This window comes from Streptomyces murinus (assembly GCF_002154555.1).
Lineage (GTDB): Bacteria > Actinomycetota > Actinomycetes > Streptomycetales > Streptomycetaceae > Streptomyces > Streptomyces murinus.
The window spans coordinates 1-15,415 of record NZ_MUNF01000128.1; the positions used below are offsets into that span (position 1 = coordinate 1).

The window sequence follows — 15,415 nt, forward strand, 5'->3', positions numbered from 1 at the left end:
GGAGGGGGGATGGTCGCGAGGCCGGGGGCCGGTTCGGGCCAGACCAGCAGGACCGGGCAGGGGGCGTGGTCGACGGCGAAGCGGACCGCCGGGCCGAGGCTGCGCGGACCGAGCCGGGACCGGTCGCCGTCCCGGGCCAGCACCAGCAGATCGGCCCCCTCGGCGGCGGCCACCACCTCCCGCTCCACCCGGCCCGCGCGCTCCTCGCACACGGCGGGCCGGCCCAGCCGCTCGGCCGCCGCCGCCAGGAGTTCGGCCGCCGACGTCCCGCCCAACTCCTCCAGCAGGACACCGGGATCGCGCTCCGGGTGCCCGCGGCCCAGCAGCCCCGCGAACGCGCCGTGCGCGACCCCGGGCACATCGGGTCCGCTGACATGCAGCAGCACCACCTCGGCGGACTCCGGCGCATGCGTGCGCACGGCGTCCACACAGGCGGGCCAGGTGCCCTCGACCAGCCAGACGATCACCCGCATCGGGTCGGCCTCCCGTCACAGAACGTGCAGCGACCCCCACAGTGCCACCACCGCGACCGCGAGGGAGGACGGCACGGCGAGCAGACCCAGCCGGGTGAACTCGCCGAGGTTCACACCGTGCTCGTGCTGGTGCACGATCCGCCGCCACAGCAGAGTGGCCAGCGACCCGGCGTAGGTCAGGTTCGGGCCGATGTTCACCCCGAGCAGCACCGCGAGCACCGCGCCGGGGCCCGCCGGGGCCGCGAGCGGCAGCAGGACCAGTACGGCGGGCAGATTGTTGACGATGTTCGCGAGGACGGCGGCCAGCGCGGCGATCCCCAGCAGCGCGGGCAGCCCGGTGCCGCCCGGCACCACATGCCCGAGCACATCGGCGAGCCCGTTGTCCACCACCGCCCGCACCACGACGCCCAGCGCGAGCACGAACGCCAGGAACGCCGGGGCCGCCGCCCGCACCACCGCCACCGGGCTCGCCTCGCGGCGCAGCAGCGCCCGCCCGGCCAGCACCAGCGCCCCGGCCGCCGCCACCCAGGCGGGCTCGACGCCGAACGCCGAGGCCACCACGAACCCGGCCAGCGTGCAGACCACGGTCACCACCGCGAACCGGGGGAAGACGGGCGGCTCGCCGGTGTCCCGGCCCGCCGGGGCCGCCGCCGCGAGGTCACCGGCGAAGAACCGCCGGAACACCACGTACTCCACGGCGATCGCCGCCAGCCACGGCAGCGCCATCAGCCCGGCGAACCGGGTGAAGCTCAGCCCGCTCGCCGCGAACGCCAGCAGGTTCGTCAGATTGGACACCGGCAGCAGCAGCGACGCCGTGTTCGACAGATGCGTGCAGGCGTACACATGCGGCTTGGGGCGTACGCCAGTGCGCGCGGCGGTGGCGAACACCACCGGGGTGAGCAGCACGATCGTGGCGTCCAGGCTGAGTACGGCGGTGATGGCGGACGCGAGCACGAAGACCGCCGTCAGCAGCCGTACCGGACGCCCCGCCGCCCAGCGGGCCATCCATGCCCCGCACGCCCGGAACAGGCCCTCCACGGCACAGAAGTGGGCGAGCACCAGGACCGCCGCGAGGAAACCGACCACCGGACCCAGCCGCTCGGCCTCGGCGCGGGCGTGGTCGAGGGAGATGGCGCCGGAGGCGATCACGATCCCGGCGGCCGGGACGGCCATGACCGCCTCCGGCCACCCGAAGGGCCGTACGACGGCGAAGGCGAGCACCGCGAGGAGCAGTACCACGGCGAGTGCTTCGGCGAGCGCGCTGTTCAGGGCGGGTCCTTCCGGATTCGATCACGCTTTCCCGCCCATGAAAACAGATGGCCCCGGCCGCCTCGCGACGGCCGGGGCGGCACGGTCAGGGAGCGGTGCCGGGGCTGAACACGGTCAGGAAGACGGCCGAGGAGTTGCCGGAGACCGGGACCTCACCGCCCGTCCACGTCACCTTCAGATGATCGCGTTCATCCGGCGGGGTGATCAGCAGGGCCGCCGGCTTGGCCGTCTTCGCGCCACTGACCCCCGGGTTGGAGAAGGTCAGCCCGGCCCAGGCGCTCTGGCCCGGCTTGAGCGTGACCGTCGTCGAAGAACCCGACTCCCGGCCGGGGTTGGGGCCGAGCTGGCCGCCGGACGCGTTCACGAAGGCCGCGCCCGGGAAGCCGCGCACGGTGCAGGTGCGCCCGGAGGTGTTGGTGAGCACCACGGGGAAGTTCTCCTGCCCGGCGCCCGGGTCGTTGCGGCCCACGGAGGCCCGCAGTTCGGAGGTGTGGCAGCGGGTGCTCGCCGCGGCGGTGGTGCCCCCGCCCGAGGTGGCGGTCGCCCGGGTGGGCGCCGTCGAGGGGGCGCCGGTGGGCACGGAGGAGACGGAGGAGACGGGGGAGGACGCGGTCGGGGTGCCGGAGGGCGCCGGTGCGGAGGAGTCGCCGGTCGCGGGCGCCGCCGTACCCGAGGACGTCATGGGGGAACTGCTGTGCACGGTCTGGCCGGTGCCGCAGGCGGTCAGCAGGCCCAGCACGGCGACCGAGCCCGCGAACAGGGCTCCGCGCCGCGCGGACCGTGGGGTGTACACCATGTCGCTCAACACTCCTGGTTGGTCGGGGCACGCGGATGGACGCGTGCCTACGGTGCCGAGTGCGCCGTCACCCCACTCCGATGCACGGAGGGTGGGAAAAGTTCGGAACACGAGGATTCTTTTTCCCGCTTCGGCCCCGGACCGACCCTCGGCTCACCCCTCAGCGCACCCGCAGGGAGCGCAGTACGCCATCGGTGGCGTCGCCGTCACCCCGCTGGCGTAGCTGCACATACACCTGCGGCTCGGTGGCGCCGCCCGCCGGGACGAGCGCGGACTCGGTGATCGAACCGCCGTCCGGACAGCCGCTCCAGGCCCGCACCAGCCCGTGCCAGTCGGCACCGCGGAAATCACGGCTGCTGGAGTAGTGGCAGGCGGAGTGCGCGAGCGCCTTCACCCGTGCGGTGACATCGCCGTGCGCGCTGACCCCGACGAACACTCCGTCGACCGGGGCGGTCAGCTCGGGCCAGCGGGCCAGGTCGTCGGCCACCACCAGACCCGGTTCATGCCCGGAGCCCAGGCCCAGTACCCGCGGGTCCCAGCCGGAGTCGCGCAGCTCGCGGTCCCAGCTCGCGGGCACCCGGACACTCACCCGGCCGCCCGCGTCCGCCACCCGCGGCTGCTCCGGGGCCCCGCCGCGGTGCAGCACCACGGTCACCGTGACCGCCGCCAGCGCGGCGGCGACCAGCGCGGCCACCGACAGCGTCACCGTGTTCAGCCGCCCCCGGACCCGGTCGAGACGCGGCCGCGCGGTCCTCCCCGCGGCCGCGGGCCGGCCCGCCAGCCGGTCCAGCTCGGCCGCGAACGCACCGGCGCCGGGCCAGCGCCGCGCCCGGTCCGGCTCCAGCGCCCGCAGCAGCGCCCGCGCCACGTCCTCGCCGAGGCCCGGCCGCAGCCGTGCGGGCGGCACCACCTTGCCGGGCGGACCCGGCACGCTCCCGGTGACCAGCTCGTAGCCGACCGCGCCCAGGCTGTAGACGTCGGCCCGCTCGTCGATGCCCGCGCCGGGCTCCGCCTGCTCCGGCGGCCGGTAGCCCGCCGACCCCGCCGCCAGGGTCAGCACCGAGCCCTGCGCCAGGCTCTTGGCGAGCCCCAGATCGGCCAGCAGCACCCGCCGGGAGCCGTCCGGAGCGGTGTGCAGCAGTACGTTGGTCGGCTTGATGTCGCGGTGCACGATCCCCGCCTCGTGCAGCGCGGCGGCGGCCCGCGCCGCCTGAGCCGTCAGCGCCAGCGCCTCCGGCACCGGCAGCGGACCGTCCCGCAGCAGATCGGCGAGGGTGCCGCCGTCGGCGTACTCCATCACGAAGTACGGCCTTGCGTCCGGGAGTTCACCGATGTCGTAGACCTGCACCACCCGGCTGGAACCGGCCCGGCGCAGCAGCCGCGCCTCCGAGAGGAAACGCTCCCGGACGTCCAGCCGGTGCGCCCAGTTCTCGGCGAGCACCTTCACCGCCACCGGGGCCTGAAGCTCCGGGTCATGGGCGAGCCACACGGTGGCGAAGGCGCCGGTGCCCAGCGGCCGTTCGAGACGGTAGCGGCCGATCCGCTCCAGGGAGTGCATACGACTATCATGCCTGCCCTGAGATCGACTCGAAGGGGAGCGTGACGTGCGGGACGAGGCGCCGGTGGAGGAACTCGCCCGGTATGCCGCCGCCGGGGACCCGGCGGCCCTGGACCGGCTGCTGACCGAGCTGCGGCCCGATGTCGTACGCCGCTGCGGGCGCTTCCTGCCCTGCCGGGAGGACGCCGAGGAGGCCGCCCAGGACGTACTGCTCCAAGTGGCCCGGCACATCGGCACCTTCGAGGGCCGCAGCCGCTTCAGCACCTGGCTGTACACCGTGGTTGCCAACTGCTGCCGGCAGAAGTACCGCGAGCTGAAGCGGCGGGCCGCCGAGCAGCCCGTCGTCATCGAGCCGGCGCACGCCGTCGACCCGCGCACCACCAGCGTCATCGCCGGCTCCCGGGTGGACCTGCTGGAGGCGCTGGAGCGGCTGGAGCGCGAGCATCCGCAGCTGGTCGCGCCGCTGGTCTACCGGGACATCTGCCAGCTCGACTACGCCGAGGCCGCCGAACGCGCCGGCATCCCCCTCGGCACCTTCAAGTCCCGGCTGCACGAGGCCCGCAGACAGGTACGGCCCTGGCTCACGAGCCCCTGACCGGCGGCTGGTCGTCCTCCTCGAACAGCGGCAGCTCCGCCCAGATCGTCTTGCCGTCCCCGGTGTGCCGGCTGCCCCAGCGCTGGGTGAGCTGGGCGACCAGCAGCAGCCCCCGGCCGCCCTCGTCGAAGGTCTTGGCCCGGCGCAGATGCGGGGCGGTGTGGCTGGTGTCGGAGACCTCGCAGATCAGCGTGGCCGCGTCATGGATCAGCCGGAGCCGGATCGGATGGGCGCCGTAGCGGATGGCGTTGGTGACCAGCTCGCTGACCACCAGCTCCGCCGTGAACGACGCCTCGCTCAGCCCCCATACGTCCAGCTGCTCCACCACCTGCTTGCGGATCGGCGCGACCAGCGCCGGGTCCGCCGGGATGTCCCAGGTCACCACCTGGGAGGCGGGCAGCCCCTGGGTACGGGCGAGCAGCAGCGCCACGTCGTCGGCGGCGCCGCCGGACGGCAGCAGGGTGTGCAGGATCCGGTCGCAGGACAGGTCCAGCGAGCCGCCGCCCGCGCTCAGCGCCTCGAAGAGCATCGCGCGCCCGGCGTCCCCGTCCCGGTCCCGGGACTTGACCAGACCGTCCGTGTACAGCGCGAGCACCGTGCCCTCCGCCAGCTCCACCTCGGCGGACTCGAACGGCAGGCCGCCGAGGCCCAGCGGCGGGCCCGCGGGCAGGTCCAGCTGGTGCGGGCGGCCGCCCGGCGGCAGCACGACGGGCGGCGGATGCCCGGCGCGGGCCAGGGTGCAGCGCCGCGACACCGGGTCGTAGACCGCGTACAGACAGGTCGAGCCGACCTCGCCGGTGCTGCCGTCCCGGCCGGTCTCCTCGGCGAGCCGCATCACCAGGTCGTCCAGGTGGGTGAGCAGTTCGTCCGGGGCGAGATCGATGTCCGCGAGGGTGCGTACGGCGGTGCGCATCCGGCCCATGGCGGCCGAGGCCTGGACGCCGTGCCCGACCACGTCCCCGACGACCATCGCGACCCGCAGCCCCGACAGCGGGATCACATCGAACCAGTCGCCGCCCACCCCCGCGCGTGCCGCCGGCAGATACCGGGAGGACGCCTCCAGCGCGGCCGTGCGCGGCAAGGTGCGGGGCAGCAGGCTGCGTTGCAGGGCGAGGGCGGTCTCCCGCTCGCGCGAGTAGCGCCGGGCGTTGTCGATGCAGACCGCGGCCCGGGCGGTGATCTCCTCGGCGAGCATCCGGTCGTCGGCGTCGAAGCTGTCCGGGCGGCGGTGCCGTACGAAGACCGCGACGCCCAGGGTGAGGCCGCGGGCCCGCACCGGGACCGACATCGTGGAGTGGATGCCGAAGCGCCGCACCTGCCGGGTGCGGGCGCTGTTCCAGTTCATCCAGGGGCTCGTGCCGCCCGTTGTCCTGGAGAAGACAAGTGTGCGGCCCGCGGTCAGCGAGTCCGCCTGCGGGGAGCCGCCCGGATAGCGCTCGGTCTGCCCCGGCTCCATCACCGCCTCCGGCACCCCGTCCAGGACCGAACGGTGGGCGGCCCGGCGCAGGGTCACCGGGGTGGCGACACGGGCCGGGGGCTCACCGCCGTACTCCTCGGGATCCAGCAGGTCGATGGTGACGAAGTCGGCGAGCGCGGGGACGCACATGTCGGCCAGTTCCTGCGCCGTCCGGGTGACGTCGAGGGTGGTGCCGATGCGCATGCTCGCCTCGTTGACCAGCTGGAGGCGCTGCCGGGCCCGGTGGCTGTCGCTGACGTCGTGCGCGGCCAGGCACACGCCCCGCACCCGGCCCGCGCGGTCGTGCACCGGCGCCATCCGGGCGAGCCAGGCGTGCGCCCCGCTCTCGCCGCCGGCCCGCATGAAGGTCCGCACGTCCAGCGGGTGGCCGGTGGCCAGCACCTCGCGCATGCCCTGCGCCAGTTCCTCGCTCTGCGGACCGTCGACCAGCTCCGTGAACCGCAGCCCCCGTGCGTGGTCCTCCGGCAGCCCGGAGACCACGGACATGGCGTCGTTCATCCGGCGCAGCCGCAGCTCCTCGTCGTACACCGCGATCGCGCACGGCGACTGGATCAGGCCCGCCTCGCCCAGCGGATCGTCGGCGCCGGGCGGCTCCGCGTGGGGCACCGGGGTGACCAGGATCCACCGGTTCCCCGCGCCGTCGGGCGCCGGGCGGTACCGGGCCAGCAGCCAGACGTCGACGCTGTGGCCGTCGAGGTGGCGCACGGCGAGCGTGCCGTGCCAGCGGGAGCCCCGGGGCAGGGTGGGGGCAGGCCCGAGGAGCAGTCGCGCGGCGGGGCGGCCCACGACCGTGGCGGCGGGGTGGCCGAGCAGGCGCCGCGCGCCCTCGTTCCACTCCACCAGCGTTCCGTCGTCATCGATGACAGCTCGGGCCGTCGCCGCCTCGTCGAACGGATAGACCCGGCTCATCGTCGCCGCTCCCAAGCGCACACTCACAGTGAACAGGTGGCACCCCTCGCGCCCCCAGCCTAGTGCTTCCCGCACACCGGCGGACGCCAGGCCTCCCGGGGGGCCGGTACCTGTGGTGTGCGGTGATCAGCTCGCGTCGTGGAACACCAGCCCCAGCGTCCGCCGCCGCCCGGATCGTACGGTGCTCACCCCGTGCCGCAGCGCGCCGGCCGACCAGCCGCGGCGGGAGCGCACCGGGCGGTCCCGGGTCGTGAAGACCAGGCCATGGCCCTGGCGCAGGGCGGTCGAGGTGCCCCGGGACTGGGCGCGCGGGCGCTGCTCGACCATCAGGAACTCGCCGCCGGTGTAGTCCGCGCCGTACACGTCCAGGGCGATGACCACCTGGAGCGGGAAGACCAGGTCCCCGAAGACGTCCCGGTGCAGGGCGTTCCAGTCGCCGGGGCCGTAGCGGAGCAGGATCTGCGCCGAGCGGTCCTGGCCCGCGGCGTGGCAGCGGGCCAGCCATTCCTCCAGGGTGTCCGGCCAGGGCGCCGGGCGGCCCAGGCGCGCCGCCCAGTCGCGGGCGAGGGGGAGCAGCCGCGGGTAGAGCGCGCCGCGCAGCACGGCCACCGGGGCGGGCAGATCGTGGGTGAAGTAGCGGTACGCGCCGGAGCCGAAGCGGTGCCGGGCCAGGTCGACCGTGGTGCGGAACAGCTCCGGGCACTTGTACAGGCCGGCCAGCTCCGCGCACTCGGCGGGCGTCAGGAGCGGCCCGCTGGCGGCGCAGCCGACGTCGTCCAGCTCGGCCGCGAGCGCGGCCCAGTCCGTGCCGGCCACCCGGCGGCGGCCCTCGGCCGGGGTGAACTCCATGTGCGGTGCCTCCTCGAAGGGTCCGGGCTTCGTCGACAGGTCCGGGGCTTCCTCGAACCGTCGTCCGTGCCGAGTCTGCGCCGCCGGACGCCCGGGGACCGGCGGGAATCGGACACGGCTCTCGGGCACCCCTGGGCCACCGCCGGTACCGCGGCTGAGATGACGTGACCTGCGGAAATTTACTGGCGAGTACCCGAGCGGTACCGTTTGGTCCATGCCAGCTCTCAACGTGGAGTTCAGTGACCGGGAACTAGAGGACCTGCGGCAGATCGCCAAGGAGCGCGGTACGTCGATGAAGGCCCTCGTCCGCGAGGCCGCCGCCGCCGACATCGCCCGGCACCGGGCGCTGAAGGAGGGCGCCGCGGCGTTCCGCAGCTTCTTCACCACGCACGCCGAGGAGTTCGCCGCCGCGTTCCCCGAGGACGAGCCGCCCGCACGGGGCGAGGCCGCCTGAGTGATGCCGCCCGTCATCCATATCGATGTCCCGTGGCTGCTCCAGCGGCATGAAGAGGTCCTGCCCGAGCAGCCCACGGTCGACGACTTCTCCGCTCTGGTCGCCGCCGTCGCCCGGCACCGGGTCGACCCGCCCCGGCTCGGCGTGGACTCCGACCCCGCCTGGCGGGCCGCCGCCCTGCTGCACACCCTCGCCCTGCTCAAGCCGCTGCCCGCGGCCAACGCCCGCTTCGCCTGCGCCACCGCGGTCGCCTACATGTTCGTCAGCGGCGCCGGCATCGACCCGCCGTACGGCGCGCTGGTGGACCTCGCCCGCGATCTGATCTCCGGCAAGGCGGACGTGTACGGGGCCGCCGACCGGCTCCGCTCCTGGCAGATCTGAACGCCGGAGCACCGGTCCGGGCACGGGGCCGGACACCCGCGTGCGGAGCGCCCAGGGCTCTTTTGCCCAGGCGCCGCGCGCGGGGCCGGAGTTGGGACAGACCGTCCGCCGACTTCCCGGAGCGTCCCGTGCGCGCCGCCCGCCGCCGCACACAGTCGGCCCTGCGATCCGCGATTCCTGTCGCACCCCGTAGGCCGAGAGGGAAGCTGGTGCAGCGGTTTCTACGATCCGGTGCTCGCCTTCGGGGTGAGCCAGGTCGCGCACGTGCTCGCCCCGCACCCCGGCTGGTCGCAGCCCTGAGACTGTTCATCCGCGAGTGGGGGCATGCCACGCCCCGCTCGTCCTCAGCAGCCATCTGCGGCAGTTGGCGTTCGGCGCCAACCATCTCCCCGAACGGTTCGGCCTGTTCATCATCATCGCCCTCGGCGAGAACGTCGTCTCCGTCGGCGCCCGGGTGGGCGGCCGCCGCCTCGGCACCACCGAACTGGCCGCCGTCGCCGTCGCCCTCGCGTTCCGCACCGGCTGCGGCCCGTGGTGGCTCTACTTCCGCCTCGCCGCGTCCGCCTTCGCACATGTCCTGCGCCCGCGGCCTCGATGCCGTATGGATGCCGTGGTGCGGGAGGGGATGCCCTTAGGGGAGGCGGGCACCAACTCACCGCTTGAGGCGCCGCCTTGGGCGAAGAGCCGTCCGCCCTACAGCAGCGCCGCCTGCCCCGACTCCTCGACGAGGCGCGCCAGTGCCCGCTCGTCCTCCTCCGAGGACGGTATGAACACCACCAGGTGCTGACCGGGCGTCTCCGCGACGTCCAGCTTGGTGTAGTTGAGGTCCAGCCGCCCGGCCGTCGGATGGCTGAAGCGCTTGAGGGTCGGCTGGAACGCCTGCACCGGGTGCTCGGACCACAGCGCGCGGAACTGGCCGCTGGACCTGGTCAGGGTGTCGATGAGGGCCGCGGCCCGCGGATCGTCGGGGTTGCGGCCCACCGAGATCCTGAACTGGCCCAGGATGCCGCGGACTTCACGCTGCCAGTCGACCAGCAGGGACTGCATCTGCGGCCGGGTGAACAGCAGCCAGATGCTGTTGCGCTCCTCCTGCGGCAACTGCTCAAGACCCCCGACCAGCGACGCGTAACCACGGTTCGCGGCCAGCAGGTCCCAGCAGTCGTTGATCACATGCGCCGGGAACGGGTCGAGGGTCTCCACCAGCTTGCGCAGGGTCGGATTCACCGCGACCGGTTCGGGACGCTCGGCCGGCAGCGCCGTCTCCGCCAGCGTGAACAGGTGCCGCCGCTCGGCCGGGGTCAGCTGGAGCGCGTGCGCGAGCGCCTCCAGGACCTGCCGGCTCACCCGGATGTCCCGGCCCTGCTCCAGCCAGGTGTACCAGGTCAGGCTCACCCCGGAGAGCTGCGCGACCTCCTCGCGGCGCAGCCCCGGGGTGCGGCGCCGCCGTCCGGGAGTCAGTCCCGCCCGCTCGGGGGAGAGCGCCTCGCGCCGGGAGCGCAGGAACGCCGCAAGTAGCTCACGCTGCATGCCGGTCATCCAAGCACCCCCGAACGGCCCTGTCCTGGTGGTCATTACACCAGCATGACTGCCCCTCTGTACCCGCTTCGGGAACCGCCGCACTGTGTTCTCGTGACCACGTCATCCACTGCCGCGGGTATCAACAGCCCCGCTCCCGCCGCGTCTTCGCCCGCCTGGGGAAGGCCCGTCGCCGTCCTCGCCCTCGGCTCGTTCGCCATGGGCACCGACTCGTTCGTACTGGCCGGCATCCTCCCGCAGATCGCCCACGGTCTGCACATCTCCACCGGCGCCGCCGGGCAGACCATCACCGCGTTCGCGCTGACCTACGGCCTCACCGCGCCGTTCCTGGCCGCGCTGACCAGCCGGCTGCCCCGCAAGCCCCTGCTCGCGGTCGCGCTCGCCCTGTTCGTCCTCGCCAACCTCGCCTCCGCCGCCGCGCCCAACCTGCCCCTGCTGCTCACAGCGCGTGTCGTCGCGGGCCTCGGCGCGGCCCTGTACACCCCGAACGCCTCCGCCGCCGCGGCCGCGCTCGCCGGGCCCGCCGCCCGTGGCCGCGCGCTGTCGGTGATCCTGAGCGGTCTGACCGTCGGCACGGTCTTCGGTGTCCCCGTCGGCACCGCCATCGGCCAGCACCTGTCCTGGGGGGCCGGCCTCGTCTTCGTCGCGGCCGTCGGCGCCCTGGCCCTGCTCGGTCTCCTGGTGGTGCTGCCCGGTCTGCCGATCCCGCCGGCGATCCCGCTCGCGCGGCGGTTCGCCGTGCTGGCCAACCGCCGGGTCGTCGCCATGGTGGCCTTCATGCTCCTGGCCGGCGGCGGCAGCATCATGGTCTACACCTACACGGCCACCGTGCTCGGGCAGATCGCCCACATCCACGGGACCGGCCTCGCGGCCGCGCTGCTCGCCTGGGGCGTCGGCGGCATCGTCGGCTCCTTCGGCAGCGGTTGGCTCACCGACCGGCTGGGCGCGGCCCGCACCCTCACCGTCGCGATCGCCCTGCTGGTCGTCACCCTCGCGGCGCTGACCGTGTGCACCTCGATGGTCCTCGTGATCGTCGTCATGGTGCTCAACGGCGCCGCCGGCTGGGCCCTGGCCGCCCCGAACAACCACCGGCTGACCGCGCTCGCGCCGACGCTGCCCAGCGTCGTGATCTCCTTCAACTCCTCCGGCGTCTACCTGGGCCAGGCCCTCGGCGCGGCCCTCGGCGGCATCCTGGTCGACCACGGAATCACCGCCCGCGCGCTGTGCCTGACCGGCGTCGCCATCGCCCTCGCGGCCGCCGCCGTGCACGCCCTGATCCCCCGCCCGGCCCCGGAGTCCTGAACCCCCGTCCAGGGTCGGAGTCCTGAAGCCCGGGAGGGTCGCCCGGTGGCCGTTCCACCCCGCGGCGCCCGAGCCGGCGACCGGCAGGAAACTGCCGGCCCCGGCTTTCGCGTGGTCAGGGCCGCAGAAGGGGCGCAGCGTCAACCCGGGTTTCCCTGGGGCCGCGTCGCCCGCCCTATGGCGCCTCGCGCATGGTCAACGCGGTCCGTGCCAGCCCGCGCAGCCAGGTGTGGGCGTGGTCGGTGTCGTAGCGCTGATGCCACGACAGATAGACCGGTGCCGACGGCAGTTCGAGCGGCAGCGGGAGCACGACCAGGCCGAGGTCGGCGACGGCGGACCGTGTGGTGGCCTCGGGAACGCTGATCAGCAGATCGGAGCCGCGCGCGAACTCCAGCGCGGCCGCTTCCGTGGGCGCGGTGGCCACCACGCGGCGGGTGAGGCCGAGCGTTTCGAGGGCATCGTCGATGGCATTGGCGAGGTTGCCGCGCCGCGAGACGTTCACGTGCTCGGCGGCGGCGTACTGCTCCGCGGTGACGGCTCTGCCCCGGGCGAGGGGATGCCCCTTCCGGACGGCGATGACGAGACGGGTCCCGCCGACGCTCTCGGCGCGGATGTCCGGTGCGCTCGGGCGATTGGCATTCGCCTCCAGGTCCACCTCACCGCGCCGCAACTCCGGTGTGTCGAGGCTCGATTCGGCGACGAAGCGCAGTCGTACGCCCGGCGCCTGCTCGCGCACGGCCGCGAGCAGTGCGGGGCCGCTCAGGGCGACCAGGGAATCGTGCCAGCGGAGCGTGAAGGTGCGTTCCAGCGTCGCCAGATCGAGTTCACGGCTCGGCGCCAGCACTCCCTGGACCTGACGCAACAGCTCGTGCACCTGCTCCCGTACGGCGATCGCGTAGGGCGTCGGGGCCATCGTCCGCCCGGTGCGCACCAGGATCTGGTCCCCGGTGGTGCGCCGGATCCGGCCCAGACTCCGGCTCATCGCGGGGGCGGTGACATGCAGCCGCGCAGCCGCCCCGGCCACACTGCCCTCCTCCAGCAACGCGTCGAGCGCGGCCAGGAGGTTCAAATCCAGTTGCATGTGAGTAATCCTAGCCGTGCCTGACATGCATTTGAAGTTAATCAAGGGGCTCTATACCTTCGAGACCAGAGCGCAGGACCAGAGCGCCGGACTCGGCCTCACCAGCCTCAACCCCCCAATCTCCAAAGGGAGTTACGCCATGCCCGAAACCCTTGCGGCCGCCGACGTCGCCACCTCCGACGCCGAGCTGCTCGACCGGACCGCGATCGCCGTACGCGCGGCCGGATCCGCGCTGCGCGAGCGCTTCGGAGAGGTGGTCCGCCACCAGACCCGCGAGGAGCTGATGCGCGCGCTCGCCGCCAACGACGACACGGCCCTCGACATCTTGCGCCCCCGCCTCACGCGTCTGCGCCCGCACGCCGGCTGGGTCGAGGACGAACTGGTCGGCGGGGCGCTGCCGCCCGGGGAATGGTGGGTCGTGGACCCGGCCGAAGGCAACATCAACCATCTGCACGCCCTGCCGGAATGGGCGGTGACCGCCACCCTCGTGCGCGACAACCGGCCCGTGCTCACCGCCGTCCACCTGCCGATGACCGGCGAGACCTACACCGCGCTCACCGGCGCGGGCGCCCATCTCGACGGCCGCCCGCTCGACGTCGCCCCGACCACGGACCTCGGCCTGAGCATCGTGGCCACCAGCCAGGCCCGGCCCGGCGAGGAGGACGACGTCGTGCGCCGCGTCGGCTCCTCGATCACTGCCATGCTCAGCGACGCGCTCGTCGTCCGCACCGCCGTCCCCGCCACCCTGCATCTGCTGAACGTGGCCGCCGGCCGGATCGACGCCTTCTGGCAGTTCGCCGGCGCCCGCGCGGACCTCCTGCCGGGGGCACTGCTCGTCACCGAGGCCGGCGGACGGATCTCCGACGCCGAGGGCCGCCCCCGGACCCCGCACAGCGAGAGCTTCCTGGCCTGCGCGCCCGGCATCCACTCCCAGGCCGTCGCCACCCTCACCCGCTGACCGCGCACCACCACCACCGCACACACGGAGGAACCGGACCACCATGACCACGATCACCGTCCTCGGAAACGGCCGCGTCGGCGGCAACCTGGCCACGGCCCTCACCCGGGCAGGGCACGAGGTGAGGGTGGCGGACCGCACGCCGGGCGCCGCCGCCGACGCGTCCCGCACCGCACAGATCGTCATCAACGCCACACCGGGCGCAGGTTCGCTCGACCGGCTCGCCGCCCTGCGCGAGGAACTGCGCGGCAAGATCCTGATCGACGTCTCCAACGCCACCGTCGACGGCCCCGACGGACTGCCCGCCGACCTGATCTACCCCGGCTCCAGCCTCGCCGAGCAACTCCAGGAAGCACTCCCCGAAACGCGCGTCGTCAAGACACTCAACACCATGCTCTTCCCGGTGATGACCGCGCCGGCCACCCTCACCCAGGCACCCGAAGCCTTCCTCTCCGGCGAGGACCCCCAGGCCAAGCAGACCGTCCGCGAACTGCTCACCACCCTCGGCTGGCGCAAAGAATGGATCACCGACCTCGGCGGAATCCACACCGCCCGCGCCACGGAGGCCGCGATCCTCTTCGTACCGCACATCATCCGCTCCAACGGCCTCGCACCCTTCGCCATCACAATCGCCCGCTGACCACGGCCCCCGGCTTCCGGCGGCTGCGCAGCCCGGGACGACCGGCCGCGTTCCGTGCCCCGTAGGTGGCACGCCCGATTCGAACCATGAGGCCAACCACCAACCCGACCGCACCGACCGCCACGCCAGGACCGCACGCGCCCGCCGCGACACGCGACACGAACAAGCGATCTGATACCGGTATGGACGTGACGGCCTTCCCCGACGACCTGGTGCAGACGCAAGTCGCCCGGAGCGCCGCCCACGAAGCGCTCGCCGCGCCCGGCCCCCACGGCACCACCTGCTGCCCCTGTCGGTTCGGCTGTGGTGGCACCCCTACTGGCAGACCGGCCCGCGGCGTCGGCGGCGTGCTCCGCACTGCGTCAACTGGCCCGCGCCCAAGGAGTCGTCCGGGCCGCGCGACCGAACGACTCGGTCGTCCAGGAGCGCGAGGTTGTAACAAGGGTTGCGTCACCTCTTGACCTACGACGCGTCCGGCAACACCCGTCTTGACCTACGACGCGTCCGGCAACACCCGCACCCGCACCATCGACGGCAAGGCCCAGACCCTCGACTGGGACGACGAAGGCCACCTCGACAAGGTCACCAACAGCGACGGCACCTCCGAGTCCTACCTGTACGACGCCGACGGCAACCGGCTGCTCTCCCGGGACGACTCCGGCACGACCCTTTACCTCGGCGACACCGAAGTCCGCCTCCTCAAGGGGACCAACACCACCACCGGTACCCGCTACTACAGCTGGGCCGGCCAGACCGTCGCCGTCCGCACCAGCTCCGGCGGCCTCCAGTGGCAGGTCACCGACGCCCACGACACAGCCGAAACAGCCGTCGACGCCACCACACAAGCCGTCACACGCCGCCGACTGGACCCCTTCGGCAACAACCGGGACCCCCAGGCATCCTCCGCCCCGTGGCTCGGCGACAAGGGCTTCGTCGGCGGCACCGAGGACGCCACCAGCGGCCTCACCCATCTCGGAGCCCGCGAGTACGACCCCACCATCGGTCGCTTCATCTCCGACGACCCCGTCCTCGAACTCACCGACGCCCAGCAGATCGACGGCTACACCTATGCCGCCGACAACCCTGTCTCCGGCAGCGACCCCGCCGGCCTCATGAACGTCATGGACCCCGGTGGCG

16 protein-coding genes are annotated in these 15,415 nt (G+C 73.5%); 8 read left to right on the plus strand and 8 right to left on the minus strand.

Translation table 11 applies throughout. From position 1 onward, the window contains the following. The 4 genes from CCN72_RS09965 to CCN72_RS09980 all read right to left on the minus strand — a co-directional run. Positions 1–473 (minus strand): universal stress protein (locus tag CCN72_RS09965; protein ID WP_086807211.1); only part of this gene is annotated, 473 nt, incomplete at its 3' end. A 15-nt stretch (positions 474–488) separates the two neighbouring features. Continuing rightward, a complete protein-coding gene (locus CCN72_RS09970) occupies positions 489–1,742 on the minus strand; it encodes an SLC13 family permease (protein WP_086807200.1) in 1,254 nt (417 codons plus the stop codon). An 85-nt stretch (positions 1,743–1,827) separates the two neighbouring features. Next, entirely contained in the window at positions 1,828–2,538 is a 711-nt protein-coding gene (locus CCN72_RS09975) for a DUF4232 domain-containing protein (protein WP_086807201.1), read from the minus strand. Between the two features lie 160 nt (positions 2,539–2,698). Then, the gene (locus CCN72_RS09980) at positions 2,699–4,096 is read right to left on the minus strand and encodes a serine/threonine-protein kinase (RefSeq protein WP_086807202.1); all 1,398 of its coding nucleotides are present in this window, start codon (positions 4,094–4,096) and stop codon (positions 2,699–2,701) included. A gap of 46 nt (positions 4,097–4,142) precedes the next feature. Here CCN72_RS09980 and CCN72_RS09985 point away from each other — a divergent pair, with 46 nt between their 5' ends. Further along, complete coding sequence (locus tag CCN72_RS09985) at positions 4,143–4,691, plus strand: RNA polymerase sigma factor (protein WP_086807203.1); 549 nt, start codon at positions 4,143–4,145, stop codon at positions 4,689–4,691. Here the strand turns inward: CCN72_RS09985 and CCN72_RS09990 are convergent. After that, entirely contained in the window at positions 4,678–7,077 is a 2,400-nt protein-coding gene (locus tag CCN72_RS09990; RefSeq protein WP_086807204.1) for a SpoIIE family protein phosphatase, read from the minus strand. The two genes, CCN72_RS09985 and CCN72_RS09990, sit on opposite strands and share 14 nt — an antisense overlap. A gap of 126 nt (positions 7,078–7,203) precedes the next feature. Then, on the minus strand, positions 7,204–7,926 hold the full coding sequence (locus tag CCN72_RS09995; protein ID WP_086807205.1) for a 2OG-Fe(II) oxygenase: 723 nt from the start codon (positions 7,924–7,926) through the stop codon (positions 7,204–7,206). 214 nt (positions 7,927–8,140) lie between these two features. Between CCN72_RS09995 and CCN72_RS10000 the strand changes: the two genes are divergently transcribed. From CCN72_RS10000 to CCN72_RS40395, 3 genes are all read left to right on the plus strand, one after another. Next, positions 8,141–8,380, plus strand: coding sequence for a hypothetical protein (locus tag CCN72_RS10000; protein WP_037652492.1), 240 nt, complete (start codon positions 8,141–8,143; stop codon positions 8,378–8,380). A gap of 3 nt (positions 8,381–8,383) precedes the next feature. After that, positions 8,384–8,761, plus strand: a complete 378-nt coding sequence (locus CCN72_RS10005) for a hypothetical protein (RefSeq protein ID WP_037652724.1) — start codon at positions 8,384–8,386, stop codon at positions 8,759–8,761. A gap of 316 nt (positions 8,762–9,077) precedes the next feature. Next, positions 9,078–9,548 (plus strand): low temperature requirement protein A, encoded by a 471-nt coding sequence (locus tag CCN72_RS40395; protein ID WP_244174170.1) that lies wholly within the window; start codon positions 9,078–9,080, stop codon positions 9,546–9,548. On the opposite strand, the gene CCN72_RS10015 is transcribed toward CCN72_RS40395, so the two are convergent. After that, positions 9,455–10,297: a helix-turn-helix transcriptional regulator gene (locus CCN72_RS10015; RefSeq protein WP_086807206.1), complete on the minus strand. Its 843-nt coding sequence runs from the start codon at positions 10,295–10,297 to the stop codon at positions 9,455–9,457. The genes CCN72_RS40395 and CCN72_RS10015 overlap by 94 nt on opposite strands. Before the next feature lie 93 nt (positions 10,298–10,390). Between CCN72_RS10015 and CCN72_RS10020 the strand changes: the two genes are divergently transcribed. Beyond that, on the plus strand, positions 10,391–11,599 hold the full coding sequence (locus CCN72_RS10020; protein ID WP_244174171.1) for an MFS transporter: 1,209 nt from the start codon (positions 10,391–10,393) through the stop codon (positions 11,597–11,599). Positions 11,600–11,774: 175 nt separating this feature from the next. Here the strand turns inward: CCN72_RS10020 and CCN72_RS10025 are convergent, their stop codons facing one another. Continuing rightward, the gene (locus CCN72_RS10025; RefSeq protein WP_086807208.1) at positions 11,775–12,680 is read right to left on the minus strand and encodes a LysR family transcriptional regulator; all 906 of its coding nucleotides are present in this window, start codon (positions 12,678–12,680) and stop codon (positions 11,775–11,777) included. A gap of 139 nt (positions 12,681–12,819) precedes the next feature. On the opposite strand from CCN72_RS10025, the gene CCN72_RS10030 reads away from it, so the two are divergent. From CCN72_RS10030 to CCN72_RS10045, 3 genes are all read left to right on the plus strand, one after another. Further along, positions 12,820–13,638, plus strand: a complete 819-nt coding sequence (locus CCN72_RS10030) for an inositol monophosphatase family protein (RefSeq protein WP_086807209.1) — start codon at positions 12,820–12,822, stop codon at positions 13,636–13,638. A gap of 43 nt (positions 13,639–13,681) precedes the next feature. Beyond that, a complete protein-coding gene (locus tag CCN72_RS10035; protein WP_086807210.1) occupies positions 13,682–14,278 on the plus strand; it encodes an NADPH-dependent F420 reductase in 597 nt (198 codons plus the stop codon). A gap of 488 nt (positions 14,279–14,766) precedes the next feature. Then, a partial coding sequence (locus CCN72_RS10045; protein WP_143664069.1) for an RHS repeat-associated core domain-containing protein occupies positions 14,767–15,415 on the plus strand: 649 nt, incomplete at its 3' end.